The 15,380-nt window shown below is 70.6% G+C and carries 10 protein-coding genes; 9 read left to right on the forward strand and 1 reads right to left on the reverse strand.

Features of this window, described 5'->3' with window-relative positions:
• Window positions 1-77: 77 nt before the first annotated feature.
• From ACG2DA_RS10760 to ACG2DA_RS10800, 9 genes are all read left to right on the forward strand, one after another.
• Window positions 78-1,109 carry a ribonucleotide-diphosphate reductase subunit beta gene (locus ACG2DA_RS10760; protein ID WP_395255643.1) on the forward strand — a complete coding sequence of 344 codons (1,032 nt, stop codon included), beginning with the start codon at window positions 78-80 and terminating at the stop codon, window positions 1,107-1,109.
• A gap of 131 nt (window positions 1,110-1,240) precedes the next feature.
• Window positions 1,241-2,158 carry an excisionase family DNA-binding protein gene (locus ACG2DA_RS10765; RefSeq protein WP_395255620.1) on the forward strand — a complete coding sequence of 306 codons (918 nt, stop codon included), beginning with the start codon at window positions 1,241-1,243 and terminating at the stop codon, window positions 2,156-2,158.
• A 133-nt stretch (window positions 2,159-2,291) separates the two neighbouring features.
• Window positions 2,292-4,763 (forward strand): PSD1 and planctomycete cytochrome C domain-containing protein, encoded by a 2,472-nt coding sequence (locus tag ACG2DA_RS10770; protein WP_395255622.1) that lies wholly within the window; start codon window positions 2,292-2,294, stop codon window positions 4,761-4,763.
• A gap of 13 nt (window positions 4,764-4,776) precedes the next feature.
• On the forward strand, window positions 4,777-5,544 hold the full coding sequence (locus ACG2DA_RS10775; protein ID WP_395255623.1) for a hypothetical protein: 768 nt from the start codon (window positions 4,777-4,779) through the stop codon (window positions 5,542-5,544).
• Window positions 5,541-6,002: a cyclic-phosphate processing receiver domain-containing protein gene (locus tag ACG2DA_RS10780; RefSeq protein WP_395255624.1), complete on the forward strand. Its 462-nt coding sequence runs from the start codon at window positions 5,541-5,543 to the stop codon at window positions 6,000-6,002. Before ACG2DA_RS10775 ends, ACG2DA_RS10780 begins: the two co-directional genes overlap by 4 nt.
• Before the next feature lie 33 nt (window positions 6,003-6,035).
• Entirely contained in the window at window positions 6,036-7,502 is a 1,467-nt protein-coding gene (locus tag ACG2DA_RS10785; RefSeq protein WP_395255625.1) for a DUF1501 domain-containing protein, read from the forward strand.
• A 182-nt stretch (window positions 7,503-7,684) separates the two neighbouring features.
• Window positions 7,685-8,953, forward strand: coding sequence for a TlpA family protein disulfide reductase (locus ACG2DA_RS10790; protein ID WP_395255626.1), 1,269 nt, complete (start codon window positions 7,685-7,687; stop codon window positions 8,951-8,953).
• Between the two features lie 121 nt (window positions 8,954-9,074).
• On the forward strand, window positions 9,075-11,390 hold the full coding sequence (locus tag ACG2DA_RS10795) for a TlpA family protein disulfide reductase (RefSeq protein ID WP_395255627.1): 2,316 nt from the start codon (window positions 9,075-9,077) through the stop codon (window positions 11,388-11,390).
• 194 nt (window positions 11,391-11,584) lie between these two features.
• Complete coding sequence (locus ACG2DA_RS10800) at window positions 11,585-13,516, forward strand: hypothetical protein (RefSeq protein ID WP_395255628.1); 1,932 nt, start codon at window positions 11,585-11,587, stop codon at window positions 13,514-13,516.
• Window positions 13,517-13,846: 330 nt separating this feature from the next.
• On the opposite strand, the gene purB is transcribed toward ACG2DA_RS10800, so the two are convergent.
• Entirely contained in the window at window positions 13,847-15,283 is a 1,437-nt protein-coding gene (gene purB / locus ACG2DA_RS10805) for an adenylosuccinate lyase (protein WP_395255629.1), read from the reverse strand.
• Window positions 15,284-15,380: the final 97 nt, after the last annotated feature.

The following is a 15,380-nucleotide window of genomic DNA, read 5'->3' on the forward strand; positions in this document are numbered from 1 at the left end:
CCGGCGGCTCGCTGTCGTTCGACGACCCCGCCCCGGCGGCGGCCCCCGGCCGGGCGGCCCAGGCCAACAAAGAGGGATTGACGACCGAGAACACCGGCCGGTTCGACGCCGACGCCAAGCGGCTGATCAACTGCGGGGCGGTGGACGTCAACCAGCTCATGCCCCTGAAGTACAAGTGGGCGTGGGAGCACTACCTCAACGGGTGCGCCAACCACTGGATGCCCACCGAGGTCCCGATGACCAAGGACATCGAGACCTGGCGCAGCAACAAGCTGAGCGACGACGAACGGCTGGTCATCCTGCGGAACCTCGGCTTCTTCGCCACCGCCGAGAGCCTCGTCGGCAACAACCTCGTGCTGGCGATCTTCAAGCACGTCACCAACGCGGAGTGCCGCCAGTACCTGCTCCGGCAGGCCTTCGAGGAGGCGATCCACACCCACACGTTCCTCTACGTGGTGGACAGCCTCGGCCTGGACGAGGGCGAACTGTTCAACATGTACCGCGAGATCCCCGCGATCGCGGCCAAGGACGAGCTCGAAATGGAGCTCACCAAGGAGATTCTCGATCCCAACTTCACCACGGAGAGCTTCGACGGCGCCCAGGCCTTCCTGAAGAACCTGATCGGGTACTACCTGATCATGGAGGGGATCTTCTTCTACAGCGGCTTCGTGATGATGCTGTCGTTCCACCGCCGGAACCTGATGACCGGCATCGGGGAGCAGTTCCAGTACATCCTCCGGGACGAAACGACCCACCTGAACTTCGGCATCGACCTGATCAACGGCATCAAGGCCGAGAACCCGGAGCTGTGGACGCCGAAGTTCCAGCAGGAAACCCGGCAGCGGATCCTGCACGCGGTCGAGTTGGAGATCGCCTACGCCCAGGACTGCCTGCCCAAGGGCGTGATGGGCCTGAACGCCGACCTGTTCCGCGACTACGTCCGTCACGTCGCCGACCGCCGACTGGAACGCATCGGCCTGACCGCGGAGTTCGGGGCCAGCAACCCGTTCCCGTGGATGTCCGAGACGATCGACCTGGCGAAGGAGAAGAACTTCTTCGAGACCCGCGTCACCGAGTACCAGACCGGCTCCGCCCTCTCCTGGGACTGAGCGCCGTCGCCCGCTCCGCAGCGCCGAGGCCCCGCCGGGCCTCGGCGTTTTGCGTTCCGGGGGTCGGTCGAATGTGAACAACGGTCTACAGTGGGATTCCCGCCCCGCACTTCATCGTCGATTTGTGCTGAATGCCCGTCCCGTCCGCCCCGCCGCCCAAACCGCTCGGCGGAGCTCGCGCGATGCTCTCGCCGAAACAGGTCGCGTTGGCCGCGGGGGTGAGCGAATCCACGATCAAGCGGCTGGTGGACGACGGCTCCCTGAAGGCCGAACGCACCGCCGGCGGGCACCGGCGGATCCGGCTGGGCGACGCGCTCCGCTGGGTGCGGTCCCGCGGCTGCGGCCAGCTTGACCCGGCGGCGCTGTCCGCCGCGGTGCCGGCGCTGGAGGGCGCCGCCGGGGTCGATCTGTGCGACCGCACCGCGGTCCTGCACCGCTACGCCCAGGCGCTGGAGGCCGGCGAGGACGCGGTTACCACCGGGCTGGCCGTGGCGCTGTTCGTCGCCGGGGCGGAGCTTTCGGTCGTGCTGGAGGAGCCGATCCGCGGGCGATACGCGGCGCTGCGGTCGCGTTGCGATCACCCCAGCCGGGAGTGCGTCGTGCTGCATCGGGCGCTGGCCAACAGCATCGCCGCGGCGGGCCGGCTGCGGGACCTGATCCGCGACGGCGCCGATACGGCGACGCTCCCCGCCGACGCCCCCACGATGGCGCTGGCGGACGTGGGCTACGAGGTGGACAGCCTGCCGGTGCACCTCGCCGCCACGGTCGCGGCGGCGGCCGGCTACGACGTGACGAACCTCGGCCCCAGCGTGCCCGCCGAGGTGCTGGGCGGAACCGCCGACCGCGTGCGGCCGGACCTGCTGTGGGTCTCCGCCGGCGGGGCCGGGCGGGCGGACGCGGCGGCCGTCGCCGAGGCCCTCGCCGAGGCCGCCCGCGCCTGCGAGGCCACCGGCGGGACCCTGCTGGTTCACGGCGACGCCCTGCCCGCGGACGCCCCCGGCGAGCGGGTCAACTCGCTCTCCGCGCTCGCGAGGCGTCTCGCGGGCTGAGAATGCCCGTCAGCCTCCGCGGGCGCTGCGGCGGGGCCTCGCGGCTCCCGGTCGACTCTTGTCGCGTGGGCTGTGAGTCCTGTTGTCAGGAGAACGTATTGAAATCGGGCGAGCGGTCGGCCATAGTATGGCTATGAGCCGATTCGTCACGCTGTCCGTCTGTCTGCTCCTGGCGGGGTCCGCGGGGTCGATCCGTGCGGCGCACGAGGAACGGGCCGAGCCGCCCGTCGCCGAGTCGAACTTCGCCCGGGACGTCCAACCGCTGCTAGCCCGGCGCTGCCTGGCCTGTCACGGCCCGGACGACGCCGAGGGCGGGCTGATGCTCGGCTCCCGCGAGACCGCCCTCGCCGTCACCGACAGCGGGGAGCCGGCGATCCTGCCCGGCGACGCCGCCCACAGCCCGCTGCTGGCCCGGATCACCTCCGACAGCGAATGGGACCGCATGCCCCCCGAGGGCGAACCGCTGACGGAAGACGAGGTGGAGATCCTGCGGAACTGGATCGACGGCGGGGCGAACTGGGAGGAGCACTGGGCCTTCGAGAAGCCCGAACCCGTCGACCCGCCGGCCGTGGAAGCGACCGGCCCGGCGTTCGTCCGCAACCCGATCGATCAGTTCGTGCAGGCCCGGCTGGAGGCCGCCGGGCTGGAGCCGAACCCGCCCGCCGACCCGGCGACGCTGCTCCGCCGGCTCACTTTCGACCTGACGGGCCTGCCGCCCACCCCGGAGGAGACCGCCGCCTTCGTCAACGACGACGACCCCCGCCGGTACGAACGGACGGTCGATCGGCTGCTCGCCTCGCCCCGCTACGGCGAGAAGTGGGGCCGGCACTGGCTGGACCTCGTCCGCTACGCGGAGACCAACAGCTTCGAACGCGACGGCGAGAAGCCGAACGCCTGGAAGTACCGCGATTACGTCATCCGCAGCTTCAACGAAGACAAGCCGTACGACCGCTTCATCCTGGAACAGCTCGCCGGCGACGAACTGCCGGCGGAGTCGCCGGAGCAGCGGGCGGAGAACCTGACCGCCACCGCCTTTTACCGCCTGGGCATCTGGGACGACGAACCGGCCGACCCGGAGCAGGCCGTTTACGACGAACTGGACGACACCGTCCGCACCGTCGCCGAGGGCGTGCTGGGCCTGACGGTGGGCTGCGCCCGCTGCCACGATCATAAGCTCGACCCGATCCCGCAGGCGGACTACTACAAGATGGTGGCGGTCTTCCGGGACGTCACCCCCTTCGACAATCGCGGCCGCAACAGCGGGAACAATCAGGCGGACGTCACCCCGCCGGAGGTCGCCGAGGCCCACCGCGCCCTGGACGTGGAGCAGGCCCGCTGGGAATCCAAGAAGCGGGAGATCGAACAGAAGGGCATCGCCCAGATGTCCGGCCCGGACCAGCGGGCGACCGAGGGCGACGAAGGCGCCCGCCGCCGCGTCCTCCGCCGGGAACTGCACAAGCACCTCTCCGAACAGGAGATGGCGGACTATCGCGAAACGGTGGAGCACCTGAAGGGCCTGCGGGCCCGCCGCGAGGCCCTGCCGCCGCGGGAGACCACCTTGGCCGTCGCGAAGACCTACGCCCCCGGCGAGATCCCCGACACCTTCGTGCTGGCCCGCGGCAGCGCCCACGGGGCGACTGGCGACCCGCTGGAGCCCGGCGTGCCGGAGCTGTTCGGCGACGACGAGCAGTTCGCCCCGGCGCCCACCGCCGACGGCTCCGCCGGCCGCCGGTTGGCTTTCGCCCGGTGGGCGACCTCGCCGGAGAACCGCCTGACGGCCCGGGTGGCGGTCAACCGCGTCTGGCAGCACCACTTCGGCCGGGGGCTGGTGCGGTCGTCCAACAATTTCGGCAAACTTGGCACCCCGCCGACGCACCCGGACCTGCTCGACTGGCTGGCGGACCGCTTCGTCGCGGAGGGCTGGAGCCTGAAACGGCTGCACAAACTGATCGTCACCAGCGCCGCCTACCGGCGCTCCAGCGGCCCGAACGCGGTCGCCGCCGCGGAGGACCCGCTCAACGACCTGTTCTGGCGGTTCGACCCCCGCCGCCTGACCGCCGAGGAGCTGCGGGACGCCTCGCTGGCCGTCACCGGTGAATTGAACCTCGAGATGTACGGGCCCAGCTTCTACCCGAAGCTGAGCCAGGAAGTGCTCGCCGGCCAGTCCAAGCCCGGCGACGGCTGGGGGAACAGCCCGGAGGAGCAGCGCGCCCGCCGGGCGATCTACGCCTACATCAAACGCAGCCTGATCGACCCGGCCCTGGCCGACTTCGACTTCCCGGAGACCGACGCCGCCTGCGAGGCCCGCTTCAACACCGTGCAGCCGGCCCAAGCCCTGGCGCTGCTGAACGGCGACTTCACCAACGAACGCGCAATCGCCCTGGCGGAGCGCATTCAAACCGAACTGCCGGACGCGCCCGAGGCCGACCGCGTCGCCCGGGCCGTCGCCCTGACCACCTCCCGCCCCGCCACCGACGCGGCGGTGCAGGACGGCCAGAAGTTCCTCGCCCGCATGCGGACGGAGTTCGACTTCAGCGAGGAAAAGGCCTTCGAGCTGTGGTGCCTGGTCGCGCTGAACGTGAACAGCTTCCTCTATCTGGACTGACCCCGAACGGCCCGTGCCGCACGTCCTTTCCGCCGCCGTCGATCGTCCCGCGCGAGACCGTCTCGCCGCGGCCGTCCGGGCCTTTCTGGACGGCGAACTGTGGGCGTTCGCCTTCGACGAGACGATTTGGGAGATCCGCGACGCCACTGACGACCCGACCGTGCAGGCCGTCTGCGATCGGCTCTGGTACCACTACGACGACTGCGACGACCACGCCGCGGCGTTGAGTCGGGAGGAGTGGAATTACTTCCAGCGACTCCTGCTGATCCTCGAATCGGACGCCCACCTGATCGAAACGCGCCGCCGGATCTGGTCGCCGACGCAGTGCCTCGCGGCCCTCGGAGTGGCGATCACGGCGGCGTGCGTGTGGGGCGTCGTCGCGGAGCAGGGGTGGGGCACGCTCGCGCTCGCGGGGTTCCTGCCGGGGTATCTGCTGTCCGTCGCGATTTATTTCGTGAACCGAGAGGCGGCGACGCGGTTAATGAACGCCCGCGAGACCGCCGCCCCGATCCCCTACGGTGCAATCGCGCCGTTCGATTCGGTCGCCGAACTGGCGGACGTCCACCGGGCGACGCCGCGGTTCCGCAAACGCCGCTTTCCCCCGGAGGTCGGCGAACGCCGCATCCGCGCCCGCTCTTCGGCGGCGCTGATCCAGTTTCAGATGGCGATCAGTTGGTTCTTCGGAACCCCGTTCGTGTTGCTCTCGCAGTTGTTCCCGGCGGAGGACACAGCGTCGCACGTCCTGCAGTCGGCGGGATCGCCCGTTCCGGAGGCGTCATGAGCGACCCGCTCGAAATCGTGATCCTCGAGGACGACGCCCCCCGCCGCCGGGCGATGCGGGCGGCGCTGGCGGACCGTCTGCCGCGGTACCGGGTGCGGTTCTTCACGACCGCCCCGGAGGCGGCCCGGTATCTGCACGATCACCTCGACCGGGCGGCGCTGGTCGTGCTGGATCACGACCTCGACCCGATCCCAATTCACCCCCGCCGCAGTCTCGACGCCGGAACCGGACGGGACGTGGCCGACTTCCTCGCCGCCCGCAAGCCGGCCTGCCCGGTCGTGATCCACACCACCAACCGCCCCGCCGCGGTCGGCATGGAGGCGGAACTGACCGAAGCCGGTTGGGCCGTGAGCGTCGTCGTCCCCTACGGCGACCTCGAATGGATCGGCGACGAGTGGCTGCGGGCCGTCCGCGACGCCGTCGTCCGGGCCGCGGCGCCGGCCGCGGTCGCCGCATAATTCAATCGTTTATTCCGTCCGAAGGAACATCCTATGCCCGCCGCCCCGAACTACTGCGGTCGCACCCGTCGCGAATTTCTCCACCAACTCGGCGGGGGGTTCGGGTCGGTCGCGCTGACCGGGCTGCTGTCCGGCGACGGGTTCTTCGGCTCCTCCGCGAAGGCCAGCGAAGCCGCCGCGGGCCTCGCCCCCGGGCTGCACCACGCGCCCAAGGCCAAGTCCGTCATCTTCCTGTTCATGTACGGCGGGCCGAGCCACATGGACACCTTCGATTACAAACCGGAGATGGTCGGCCGCGACGGGCAGACCGTCGCCGTCAAAACCTTCGGCCGCGGCGGCAAAAAGAACGAGGGCCGCATCGTCGAGCCCCGCTGGAAGTTCAAGCCCTACGGCGAGTGCGGGAAGATGGTCTCCGACCTGTTCCCGCACGTCGGCGAGTGCGTCGACGACATCGCCTTCCTCCACAGCATGACCGCGGAGAGCCCGATCCACGGCTCCGCCATGCTGATGATGAACAGCGGCCAATTGCTCTCCGGCTCCCCGGCGATGGGCAGCTGGGTGAACTACGGCTTGGGCACCGAAAACGAAAACCTGCCCGGCTTCGTCGTGATGCTGGACCCCAGCGGCGGGCCGATCAGCGGGGCGAAGAACTGGTCCAGCGGCTATATGCCCAGCAAACTGCAGGGCACCACCTTCCGCACCGCGGCCGGCTCTCAGCCGATCTATAACCTCAAAAGCGACCGGCTCTCCCCGGAGGCCCAGCGGGCCGTCATCGACGCGATTAACGAACGGAACCGCGACCACCTCGCCGGCGACGGCCTGACCGGCGGGCGCGGCCCCAACAGCGATCTCAACGCCCGCATCGCCAGCTACGAACTGGCTTATAAAATGCAGACCGCCGCCCCGGAGGCGGTCGATCTCTCGCAGGAGACGGAGGAGACCCACCGCCTCTACGGCACGGACAATAAGCAGACCGAGGACTTCGGCCGTCGCTGCCTGGTGGCCCGGCGACTGGTGGAGCGGGGCGTGCGGTTCGTGCAGCTCTACGCCGGCGGGCACCACAACGACAACAACTGGGACGCCCACGGCGACCTGGAGGACAACCACAACAAGCACGCCGGCCGCACCGACAAGCCGGTCGCCGCGTTGCTGAAGGACCTGAAACGCCGCGGTCTGCTGGACGAAACGCTGGTCGTCTGGGGCGGGGAGTTCGGCCGCCAGCCGACCGCCGAGTACGCCAAGGGCAGCGGCCGCGACCATAATTCCTTCGGCTTCACGATGTGGATGGCCGGCGGGGGCATTAAAGGCGGCGTGAGCGTCGGTTCGACCGACGAACTCGGCAGCCGGGCCGTCGACCAGCCGATGCACGTCAAACGGCTGCACGCCACCGTGCTGCATCAATTAGGGCTCAACCCGAACCGCCTGACGTACTTCCACGCCGGCCTCGACCGCAAACTCACCGGCGTCGGCGAAACCGAGCCGATCGCGGAAATTATTTAGCACGCCCCGCCGTTCTCCCCTCTCCCCCAACAGGGGGCGAGGGGGCGCGGCGTCGCGATCGGTCAGCCTCGCCGGGAGTCCGGCGCCCGGGAACGCCCCCACGCCGGCCGGTTGCCGCGGGGGCGGCGGGCCGGGATAACCGGGCGGTTCGCGTTTTCCGGCCCGACCCGCAAAGCCCCCTCATGCGTCTCTCCCGCCTCCCGGCCGCCGTCGCGGCGTCCGCCTTGCTCGCGCTGCCCGCCGTCCTGCCCGCTCAGGACGAGGGCGACGCGCCGGAGCCCCAACTGCCGGCGACGGCCCCCGTGGACGCCTCCGCCGGCCTCAGCGACGCCGACGTCGACCGCATCGCCGACGCGCTCGCCGACAAGCTGGTCGACCGCATGACCGAGCGGCTGGCCGACGAACTCGCCGAGCGGCTGGAGGGCATGATCGGCCCGACCGGCCCGGACGCGGACGTGCGGCGCCAGATTCAGGCGCTGGTGGACAAGACCGAACCGGCCGCGCGGCGGGAGGCGATCGAGCAGTTCATTTCCCGCCAGTGGCCGAAGGGCGAGCCGGTCGACGCGCACGCCGCGGACCTCGCCGGCACCCTGGCGTTCCTCGGCCAGCAGATGCCCGAGGAGGCGGGCTACGAGGCGTTCGCCCTCGCCGCGGAACTGGCCGACCGGGCGATCGAGTCCGGCAACGCGACGGAACAGGCGAAAAGCTCCTTCGGGATGGTCTTCTACGCCGCCGCCTGCGCCCACGCCCGGGACGAAGAGTACGCCGAAGCCTTCGGCGACCTCGACCGGGCCTTCGAGTACGGCTTCGACGACCTGGAACTGCTGAAGGAAGACGCCGACCTCGACGAACTCCGCAAGCGGCCCGGCTTCGTCAAACGGCTGACCGACTGGGAAACGATGGTCCGCGAGGCGGCCCTCGCCGAGGCCCGGCAGACGCTCGCCGAGGGGGAGGCCTTCCCGCTGGAGTTCACCTTCACCGATACCGAGGGCCAAGAGCACAGCCTCGACGAATACAAGGGGCAGGTCGTCATCGTGGACTTCTGGGGCACCTGGTGCCCGCCCTGCCGGGCCGAGATTCCCTCCTTCATCAAGCTGCAAAAGGCCTACGGCAAAGACGGGCTGCAGATTCTCGGGCTGAACTACGAACGCGGCGACGACGAGGAGGAGAACCTGCAGCTCGTCGAGGCGTTCGTGGAGGAGATGGACCTGAACTACCCCACCGGGCTGGGATCGGAGGAGACCCAGGAGATGGTGCCGGACCTGCGGGGCTTCCCGACGACGGTGTTCGTCGGCCGCGACGGCAAGGTGAAGGCCAAGGTGGTCGGCCTGCACGACTACATGTTCCTCGAGGCGCTCGTCACCGAACTGCTCGCCGAAAAGGCCCCGGAGAACGCCGGGGACAAGAAGGCCGCCGACGAGGCGACCTCGGAGAACGACAGCGAGGACTGAACGGTCCGCACGCCGCCGAACGGTGCGGACGACAGTTGTGGCGGCGGGAACCGCGGCGGATAACCGCCCGGTCGTCCCCGCCGGCGGCGCCTCCCACCGTCCCCCGCCGAGCTGTGCGTCGATGGCCCGTCGCCTGATCCGTGTCGCCCCCCGCGTTCCGCGAACGTGGGGGGCGCTTTCGTTTGCGGCCCTCGGCGGCGCGACGTTGATCGCCGCCGGGTGCGGGGAGCCGACGACCGTCCCGATTGCGACCGCCCCCGCGGCGACGGCCCCGGCCGCCGGCTCCCCCGCGGCGTCCGAGGTCCCGGCGGCGCCGGCGTCAGCGGCGCGCTCCGGAGCGGTCGATCCCGCGGGGCGAACGGCTGCCCGGTCGTCGCTCGATCGGAGGGGCGACGCGCCGGGAGAGGCCGCTGACGGGTCCTCTGACGACGGGCTCCCCGCGGACGGGTTTTCCAACGACCGGCTCGCCCAGACGCTGGAGGGCCTGCCGGCGAACCTGCGGGGGCAGTTCGAGGACCTGCCGGAGCGGTGGGCGGCCCGGCGGGACGACCCCCGCGCCGCGGCCGAGGCGGCCATGACGTTGCAGGCCGCCGCCCGGTTACTGATGGACTTTGACGAGGAGCGGGCCTACGGCGCCTTTCGGCTCTCCGGGGAGGCGGCGACGCTGGCCGCGGGTTCCGACATCCTGCCGGACGCCGCTGCGGCGCAGATCTTCTACAACGCCGCCTGCGCCCTCGCCCGGGACGGCGAGGTCGTCGCCGCGTTCGCCTCGCTGGACCGGGCCGCCGAGGCCGGCTTCCCCGGCTGGGAGCACGCCGCGACCGACCCGGACCTCGCCGAACTGCGGGACACGCCCGGGTTCGCCGCCCGTCTGGACGGGTGGCGGGCCGCCTCGTCCGCCGCGACGGCCTCCCGGGGCGGTTCGATGCCGGATCCGCTGCTCAGTCCGGAGGACCTCGCCGGGAGCGGGGAGGGCGACCCCGACGGCCTGTTCCCGTTCGAGTTCGCCTACGAGGACGTTTCCGGTCGGCCGCACCGCCTGTCGGACTACCGGGGGCAGGTGGTGATCGTGGACTTCTGGGGCACCTGGTGCCCGCCCTGCCGGGCGGAGATTCCCTCGTTCGTCCGCCTTCAGGAGACGTACGGCGGGGACGGGCTGCAGATTCTCGGGCTGAACTACGACGACAGCGTCGGCGACATCCGCCAGTTCGCCGCGGAGTACGACATGAACTACCCGACCGGCCCCGGCCCGGACGCGGCCCGGGCGGCGGTGCCGAACTTCAGCGGCTACCCCACCACTGTGTTCGTCGGCCGCGACGGCAAGGTGCGGAAGAAGCTCGTCGGCCTGCACCCGTACGAATCGCTGGAGGGCGTGGTGCTCGAACTGCTCGCGGAGCGGGTCGACCCGGCCTCCCTGGCGAACTGGCCGACGGTTCCCGAGGAGCCGCGGCGGACCGACCTGCTGAAGACCCAGCGGTTGGCGGACGGCCTGGACGCGGGGGCGCTCGCCGAGGTGGAGGAGAACTGGGAGCGGCAGTTCGAGGAGGAGGCCGCCGGCGTCGCCGTGGCCCGGGCGCTGGGCGGACTCGCGACCGAGGCGGAGCGGGCCGGGGGCACGGCGGCGATCGCCCTGCCGCCGCACGCCGGGGAGATCGCCGCCCAGATCGCGGCGGCCTTCCCCGACGCCGCCGCGACCGACGACGGGACGACCTTCGCCCCGGCGTTCCTCGCCGCCGCTGCGGCACTGGAGCAGCGGAACGACACGCGGGAAGCTCTCGCCTTCCTCGAACGCGCCGCCGCCACCGGCTGGACCGATTGGGCCGCCGTCACGACGAACCCGGCGTTCAGTTCCCTCCGCAACGACGAGGACTTCCAACAACGCCTCGCCCGCTGGACCGGCGCCGACCCGGACGCCGGTCCGAGCGCGGCCGGGGGCATGGCGGCGGAGACGGCGTCGAACCTTTCCCCCGCGGAGCAGGCCGCCGCGGACCTCGCCGCTGCCCAGCCGTTCGACCTCTCGCTGATCTTCCGCGACTTGGGCGACGAACGGCAGCGGCTGGCGGACCATCGGGGCGACGTCGTGCTGCTGCACTACTGGAGCACCCGCAGCGAGCCCGCCGCGGCGATGGTGCCGGACCTCGTCGCCCTGCAGACCGAGCACGGCGGGGCGGGGCTGCAAACCCTCGGGCTGGCCTACGACGAGACGGCCGTCGCCGACGTGGAGAGCTTCGTGGCGGAGCGGGACGTGAACTACCCGGTGGGCATCGGTCACAAGCGGGCCCAGGCGGCGGTGCCGGGCTTCCGCGACGTGCCGACCGTCGTCTTCGTCGGCCGCGACGGGACCGCGCGGCTGGTCGCCGCGGGGCCGCGGCCGAAGGCGTACCTGGAGGCCGTCGTCACCGCGTTGCTGGCAGAACCGGCCCCCGAGGCGGACTGATGCCCGCCGGCCGTGGGGCCGGCCCGCACGCCGGGGCGCGGCCGGAGTGACGGACGATCTCAGGAGAACCGGAACCCGGCGTCGGGTCCGACGGCGGGACGGGCCAGATTCTTCCTGGCGGGCGGGAACCGATCGGGCGACGCCGTTACACTCCTGCGGCCCGCCCGCCGCGTCCGTCGTCGTTTGCCCACCGCATGTCCGTCCTCACCGTCGGCACGTTTCTGTTGTTCACCGGGCTCGTCGCCGGGCTGACGTACTATTTCACCCGCGGCAAGGAGCTGGGCACCGGCGAGGGCTACTTCCTCGCCGGCCGCAGCCTGACCGGCGGGGTGATCGCCGGGTCGCTGCTGCTCACGAACCTCTCCACGGAGCAGCTCGTCGGGTTGAACGGCGGGGCGTTCGACGAGGGCGTCAGCGTGTTCGCCTGGGAGGTGATCGCCGCCGTCAGCATGGTGCTGATGGCCCTGGTCTTCCTGCCGAAGTACCTGGCCCGCGGCGTCGCCACGGTGCCGCAGTATCTCGAGGGCAGCTTCGGCCCGAAGACGCGGGCGATCAGCACGCTGATGTTCGTCCTGGCGGACTCCCTCATCACCCTGCCGGTCGTGCTGTACACAGGGTCGACGGCGCTGATCGGGGTGCTCGATCTGGAGAACCTGCTCGGGTTCGGCGGGCAGCCGTTGCTGTGGGCGCTGGTGATTTCGCTGGGCGTGGTCGGAAGTTGCTACGCGGTGTTCGGCGGGCTGCGGGCGGTCGCGTTCTCCGACGTCATCAACGGGATCGGGCTGCTGATCGGCGGGCTGTTGATCGCCGCCCTCGGCCTGATCGCCGTCGAAACCCAGAGCCCCGAGGCGGACAACCCGGTCGAGGCCTTTCTGGTCATGAAGGAGACCCGCAGCGAAATGTATAAATCGCTGCAGGAGGACTACCGGGCGATCGACGCGCTCCAAGCCGCCCGCGACGAACTGCAGGAGCGGCGAAAACTGTGGGAGGCCGTTCCCGAGGGGGAACGCGACGGCGTCCGCCCGCCCGCCTTCGCCGGACTGGTGCAGACGCTTTCCTACCTGAAGGAGGAGAAGCCGGAGACCTACGAGACGGTCGCGCCGCGGACGTTGGCCGCGGCGGCGGAGGTCGGGATCGAGGTCCCCGCGGGGGCCGACGCGGCGGAGTTCGTGAACGGGCTGCGGCTGCAGATCCCGCCGGTCAAGTACGAACAACTCAGCCGGCGGACGCTGCGGGACCCCACGATCCCGTGGTCCACGCTGCTGTCCGGCGTGCTGCTGGTGAACCTGTTTTACTGGTGCACCAACCAACAAATTATTCAGCGGACCCTCGCCGCGGACGGCCTCGCCAACGGGCAGAAGGGCGTGCTGCTGGCGGCGTTCTTCAAACTGCTCGCCCCGATCGTGATGGTGATCCCCGGCCTGGCGGCGCTGCACCTGTACGGGTCCGACCTGGTCGGCGGCGGGAAGGTGACGAAGGGGATCGAGGCCTACGGCGTGTTGGTCGGCGAGGTGCTGCCGGACTGGCTGCTGGGCTTCTTCGCCGCGGTGGTGTTCGGGGCGATCCTCAGCACCTTCAACAGCGTGTTGAACGCGACCTCCACGCTGTTCAGCCTCGGGGTCTATAAAGCCCAGATCAATCCGTTGGCGACCGAGGGTCAGCAGGTCCGCGTCGGCCAGATCTTCGGCGTGGTCGTGGCGATCACCGCGGTGGTCAGCGCTCCCCTGCTGGATCAGATCCAAGGCATTTTCGACTTCCTCCAGCAGATGCGGGGGCTGTACTTCATCCCGCTGTTCGCCGCCACGCTGGTCGCGTTCAACTCCCGCCGCCTGCCCGACTGGGCCGGGGCGGCGGCGATCCTGATCGGTTCGACCGCGGTCGGGCTGAAGTACTGGGTGCCCGGCTGGGACGCCGCCGTCAACGAGGTGATGCACAACTGGCACTTCACCGCCTGCGTGTTCACGGCGATGATCCTGTTCCTCGTCGCCGTGCGGCTGATCGCCCCCGTCCCGGAGAAGCCGGCCCTGCCGCCCTCGCCGGTCGACATGACCCCGTGGAAGTGGGCCAAGCCGGTCTCCGCCCTGCTGGTGCTCGGCGTGCTCGGCCTCTACGCCGCGTTCCTGTGAACGCGGTCTTCCATACCAGTCCGGAACGCAAGAGCCTTTTGCGTCAATCGATGTAAGCTGCGATGCGTCCGTCGCTTATGGCGTTCGATGCCAAGGCGGCCCGAGACGCGAGCCGCGGCCGGGTGAGGCTGTTCTCATCGAACCGCCTCGGGCTGCCAATCGTTGAGGCAAAAAGCTTGCAAGCTCCGGCGGTGCGTCAGTTCGTTCGACGGCTGTGCCGACGGCCGATGCTCGCGCCTCGGGCTGGTATCGGCCGCGATCCGCTGCGGAAGGACGCACGAGGCGGCGCGCCGCCTCGCGGCGACGGCGAATCGGGGGCGCTTTGGAGCGTTACACCTTCAACTCGCCCGCGTCGCCGGTGAGGGCGTCGCGGTAGCGTTCGCGGATCGGGGCGACGACCTGCTCCACGAACCGGCGGGTCTGCTCCGGGGCGCGGCCGATGTACTTCTTCGGGTCGAGGGCCGCGGTGAGGTCCACGCCGGCGAAGGCGTCGTCGGCCTGGAGGCGGGCGATCAGGTCGTTCGCCTCGCCCTGTTCCTTCACCACCTTGCCGGCGTCGCGGGAGTGGACGCGGACCCGCTCGTGCAGGTCCTGCCGGTCCCCGCCGGCTTCCACGCCGGCCATCAGCACGGCCTCGGTCGCCATGAAGGGCAGCTCCGAGGCGAGGTTCGCCGCGATCACCTTCGGGTAGACGATCAGCCCGCCGGCGACGTTCGCGTAGATCAGCAGGCAGGCGTCGATCGCCAGGCAGCTCTGCGGCAGGCTCAGCCGGCGGTTGGCGCTGTCGTCGAGGGTGCGTTCCAGCCACTGCGTCGCGGCGGTGTCGTCGCCGTTGGCGGCGAGGCTCATCGCGAAGCGGGCCAGCCCGCACATCCGCTCGGCCCGCATCGGGTTCCGCTTGTAGGCCATCGCGGAGGAGCCGATCTGCTTGTCCCCCTGCGGCTCCTCCAACTCCTTGCGGTGCTGAAGGATGCGGAGGTCCGTGCCGGCCTTGTGGCAACTCTGCCCAACGCCGGAGAGCGTGCCCAGCACCATCGCGTCCACCTTGCGGGGGTAGGTCTGCCCGGTGACGGCGTAGCTGGCGTCGAAGCCCATCTTCGCCCGGACGAGTTCGTCCAGCCGGTCGACCTTGGACCCGTCCCCGCCGAACAGCTGCAGGAAGGTCGCCTGCGTGCCGGTCGTCCCCTTCACCCCGCGGAATTTCAGCCGGGCGAGGCGGTGTTCGACCTCCTCCAGGTCCAGGCAGAGGTCCTGGCACCACAGCGTCGCCCGTTTGCCGACGGTGGTGGGCTGGGCCGGCTGGAGGTGGGTGAAGCCGAGGCAGGGCTCGTCGGCCCATTGTTCGGAGAACGACCCGAGGGCGTCGATGACCCGCACCAGCCGGGTGCGGAGCAGTTCGAGGGCCCGGCGGGTCTGGATCAGTTCGGCGTTGTCGGTGACGAAGCAGCTCGTCGCCCCGAGGTGAATGATCGGCCGGGCCGCCGGGCAGACGTCGCCCCAGGCGTGCACGTGGGCCATCACGTCGTGCCGGAGGTCCTTTTCGTACTTGGCGGCGAGGGCGAAGTCGTTGTCGGACAGGTCCAGCGCCCCGCGCATCTGCTCCAGCGCGGCGTCGGGGATGTCGAGGCCGAGTTCTTGCTGCGACTCCGCCAGGGCCAGCCACAGCCGCCGCCACAGGCCGTGCTTGGTGCGGGCGCTCCACAGTTCCGCCATCGCGTCGGAGGCGTAGCGGGTCAGCAGGGGATTTTCGTAGCGGTCGTGGCTCATGGCGGGGAGTTTAGCGAGCGGGGGCGCGATCCCCGACCGGCTGGCGGGGCAAAGTCGCCGGGGAGAACCGGGCGGCCGTGGGCGAGCGAACCGAGCG

It is taken from the genome of Alienimonas sp. DA493, assembly GCF_043951915.1.
GTDB lineage: Bacteria > Planctomycetota > Planctomycetia > Planctomycetales > Planctomycetaceae > Alienimonas.